We start from the raw sequence: 4200 nt of genomic DNA, 5'->3' as shown, positions 1-4200 counted from the left end.
GGCCCGCCGCAGTGTCCCGGACCGCGAAACCGCCTTCGGCCCCGGAATCCAACTGGAGCTACCGGCTCGTGGTCTGCCAAAGCGCCTAGAATCGCGGCCGAAAGCCGGCGCGGATCCACTTGGTGGTCGCCCGGGATGTCGAAGGCACAGGAAATCTGCGGGCTCAAGAGCGGCTCACGCTCCCGTGCTTCGCGCAACGGCACGGATTCCACCACCAGGCCATGGGCCAGCTGGACGTCAAGAAGATCGGCGAGCGCCCGGCGGTCCGCTGCGTCCGCACCCACGGCGAGGGTCGGCGTCGTCCGGTAACCCGTGCTGCGTCCGGTTCGTGAGCCGGTCACATTGTGTTCGAAGTCCGGCCACAACGCCGACGATTCGAGCATGAGCTCCAGGAGGTCCTCTTCCTGGTAGTGCAGTTCACTGACTGGTGCCAACATCCCCGCCGCCGCGAAAGTAGCGCCGCTGGCCGGCGCGGGATCGATCAGGGCAACCGAGCGGCCCGACCTTCGGGCTTCCCACGCGATGCCCAGGCCAATGACGCCGCCCCCGATCACCGCCACGTCTGCACGCAGGGGCCCGTGCTGGGTGTTTACTTCGTCCATGGAGTCCTTCCCTACGCCGGTACTAGCCGGATCAGGTCAAGCGGTCGGCGCTGAAGCCCTCTCAGCCGCGCGGCGATTGTGACTGCCGCCGCGGCTCCCGCGGTACCTGCCCAGTTTAGAGGAACTACTCTGTTTCCATGACCCCGCACGATGTCCACACCACCGCCCGCCTGTACCTCTGCACCGACGCCGCAAGCAACAGGGTGATTTTGAGCAGTTTGTCGATGCCGCATTCGAAGGCGGCGTGGACATCATCCAGCTGCGCGACAAGACCATTGAAGCGGCCGAGGAACTGGAACTCCTGGAGATCCTGCAATCCGTGGCGCACCGTCACGGGCGCCTCTGGGCAGTCAACGACCGCGCGGACGTAGCGTCCCTCGCCGGCGCACCGGTGTTCCATATCGGCCAAAAGGACATTTCGCTGCGCTCGGCCCGGAAGCTGCTCCACGACCCCACCATCATCGGCCTCTCCACGCACACGCCGGAGCAGATTGACGCAGCCATCGCCGCGTCGCCTGGCCGCAGCGGCTTGGACTACTTCTGCGTCGGGCCTGTGTGGGCCACGCCCACCAAGCCTGGACGCTCCGCCGTCGGGCTCGATCTGGTGAAGTACGCTGCCAATGCGGTGAAGCAGGCAGACGAAGAGACCGTCGGCGGCGTAGTGCTTCCTTGGTTTGCGATCGGCGGCATCGATCTCAGCAACGTGGAAGACGTAGTGAGGGCCGGCGCCAGCCGCATTGTTGTGGTCCGCGCCATCACCGAGGCCGGGGATCCGACGGCGGCAGCCCAGGCACTCCTGGCCGCACTGGACGCAGCGGCGGCCTAGCGAGACGCCGGGAGATTTTGGAGTTACCCTGACTTTCGTGTCACATCAGCGCATAGCCCCGAACGTCTCTGAAACGTCGAACCAGCTCGCGGAAGCACTGGCGGCGCTTCGGACCGAACTCGAGCTGCCCGCGGGTTATCCCGCTGAAGCACTGCGCGACGCGGAGGCCGCGGTTTCAGGACACAGGCTGCCGGCGCAGGACCTCACGGACGTTCCGTTCATCACGATCGACCCGGCCTCTTCCACGGATCTCGACCAGGCCCTCTTCATTGAGCGGTCCGGGAATGGTTACAGGGTTCTCTACGCCATCTCCGATGTGCCCTCCTTTGTGCCACCGGGAGGAGCGCTCGACGCCGAGACCCGCCACCGGGGACAGACGTACTATGCGCCGGACGGCCGCATACCGCTGCACCCCGAGATCATCAGCGAGCACGCCGGAAGCCTGCTGGCGGGCCAGGACTGCGGAGCGTTCGTGTGGGACTTCGAACTCGATGCCGAAGCAGAGTTCCGCACCGTCTCAGTTCGCCGGGCAAGCGTACGCAGCCGCGCCAAGCTCAACTACAAGGGCGTCCAGTCCGCGATCGATTCCGGGACAGCTGATCCCGTCCTGCAGTTGCTCAAGGAGGTCGGGCTCAAACGGGTGGAACTCGAACGCCGCCGCGGCGGAGCGAGCCTGAACATGCCTGAACAAGAAATCGTCCAACTGCCCGACGGCGGGGGGTACAGGATCGTCGCAGCTCCCTCGCTGCCCGTCGAGGACTGGAACGCCCAGATTTCGCTCATGACCGGGATGGCGGCGGCCCAGCTGATGCTCGACGGCAAGGTTGGAATCCTGCGCACCATGCCCGCTCCCGATGAGCGCTCGCTGCTCCATTTCAAACGGCAGGCCGGGGCGCTCGGCAAGCCTTGGACCGAGGGGACCAGCTACGGCGAGTACCTGCGGACCCTCGACGGCAAAGACCCCCGGCAATTGGCCATTCTCCATTCCGCGGGGCTGCTTTTCCGGGGCGCCGGCTACACGCCTTTCGACGGCGAAGTACCGGGCAGCGTCATGCAGTCAGCCATCGGCGCACCATATGCCCACACCACTGCGCCTTTGCGCCGGCTGGTCGATCGTTTTGTCCTGGTCATCTGCGAAGCACTGAGCAACGGAACGGAGATCCCTGCATGGGCCCGGGATGCTTTGCCGAGCCTGCCGGAGATCATGGCGTCATCCGACCAGCTTGCCGCCAAAATGGAGCGCCTCGCCTTGGACACGGTGGAGGCCGCACTCCTGGTGAACCACGTCGGACAGGAATTCGACGCCGTGGTGATTTCCGGATCGAAGCCTGCCAAGAACAACGGAAACGGGAACGGGAACAGCACCAACGGCCACAACGGGAATGGGAATGGGAACGGCAACTCCCACGGCCCCTCCGGCATCGTCCAGATCGCCGAGCCGGCGGTCACCGCTCGTTGCGATGGCGAAATGGAGTCCGGTACGAAGGTCCGAGTGAAACTGCTTGACGCGGACATTGCCACCCGCCAAATCACCTTCGAACTGCTCCAGTAGCGCAATCAGTTCACCGGACCGCGGCCGCGATCCGGGGTTTATTGCACCCAGACGCTAGACTGTGTGAGTAGTAATGGATGCCCGGTCGTTGATTCAGTTAATTTTTTGACATCAACAAGCCCGCCCCTACGCGATCTTGAGATACACCAGCTGGTCCCCAGTGCCAGTATTTAGATAGCCCGCGATCGGCTTCCACTGGATTTGCTTGCGCCCGTCCGTGCTCCGGAACGGCCCTGCCACAACCGTTGAGCACGCAGCGCAGCCCAAATGAATAAGGAAAACTCCACTGTGAGTGAATTGCACACCCATGAAGTTCTGACAGACGGAACCGAAACGATCGAACCCGAGGAAACCATTTCCTCGGACGAAACACCCCACGAGATCGCGGAAAAGTCCTTCGCCGACTACAACGTCCGCGCCGACATCGTCGAGTCCCTCGCCGACGCCGGAATCACCCATCCCTTCCCCATCCAGGCCATGACCCTGCCGGTGGCCCTGGGCGGTCACGACATCATCGGCCAGGCCAAGACCGGTACCGGAAAGACCCTCGGCTTCGGCATTCCTGCGCTGCAGCGCGTCGTCGGACCGGGCGACGCCGGTCACGACAAGCTCGCTGTCCCCGGGTGCACCCCAGGCTCTCGTGATTGTTCCGACCCGCGAACTCGCGGTCCAGGTGGCCAATGACCTCCAGACGGCATCCCGGAAGCGCAACGCCCGTATCGCCACCATCTATGGCGGCCGCGCTTACGAGCCCCAGATCGAAGCCCTGCAGAAGGGCGTCGAGGTTGTTGTCGGCACGCCCGGCCGTTTGATCGACCTCTACAAGCAGAAGCACCTGAACCTCAAGAACGTTCGCATGGTCATCCTCGACGAAGCGGACGAGATGCTTGACCTCGGCTTCCTTCCGGACGTCGAGACTTTGATTGCCGGCACTCCCGCCGTCCGCCAGACGCTTCTCTTCTCGGCCACCATGCCCGGACCGGTCATTGCCATGGCCCGCCGCTACATGACGCAGCCCACGCACATCCGTGCCGCAGACCCGAATGACGAAGGCCTGACCAAGCGCGACATCCGCCAGCTCATCTACCGTGCCCACAGCATGGACAAGATCGAGGTTGTCGCCCGCATCCTGCAGTCCCGCGGCCGCGGCCGGACCATCATCTTCACCAAGACCAAGCGCACCGCCGCCAAGGTAGCCGAGGAGCTCGTCGATCGCGGCT

At 64.4% G+C, this 4200-nt stretch carries 1 protein-coding gene, 3 pseudogenes and 1 riboswitch; of the genes and pseudogenes, 3 read left to right on the top strand and 1 reads right to left on the bottom strand.

Annotation, left to right across the window (positions count from 1 at the left end):
- Positions 1-602 (bottom strand): annotated as a pseudogene (locus AHiyo1_RS02405) (FAD-dependent oxidoreductase); the annotation flags it as partial.
- Positions 594-713: riboswitch (TPP riboswitch) on the bottom strand. (Overlaps the previous pseudogene by 9 nt.)
- 26 nt (positions 714-739) lie before the next feature.
- On the opposite strand from AHiyo1_RS02405, the pseudogene thiE reads away from it, so the two are divergent.
- From thiE to AHiyo1_RS02390, 3 genes and pseudogenes are all read left to right on the top strand, one after another.
- Positions 740-1428, top strand: a pseudogene (gene thiE / locus AHiyo1_RS02400) (thiamine phosphate synthase).
- A gap of 37 nt (positions 1429-1465) precedes the next feature.
- Positions 1466-2980, top strand: coding sequence for an RNB domain-containing ribonuclease (locus AHiyo1_RS02395; RefSeq protein WP_059387500.1), 1515 nt, complete (start codon positions 1466-1468; stop codon positions 2978-2980).
- Between the two features lie 288 nt (positions 2981-3268).
- A pseudogene (locus AHiyo1_RS02390) lies at positions 3269-4200 on the top strand (DEAD/DEAH box helicase); the annotation flags it as partial.

The organism is Arthrobacter sp. Hiyo1, assembly GCF_001263615.2.
GTDB lineage: Bacteria > Actinomycetota > Actinomycetes > Actinomycetales > Micrococcaceae > Arthrobacter.
The sequence above is the reverse complement of the archived record's forward strand: the minus strand, read 5'-3'. Positions and strand labels throughout refer to the sequence as shown.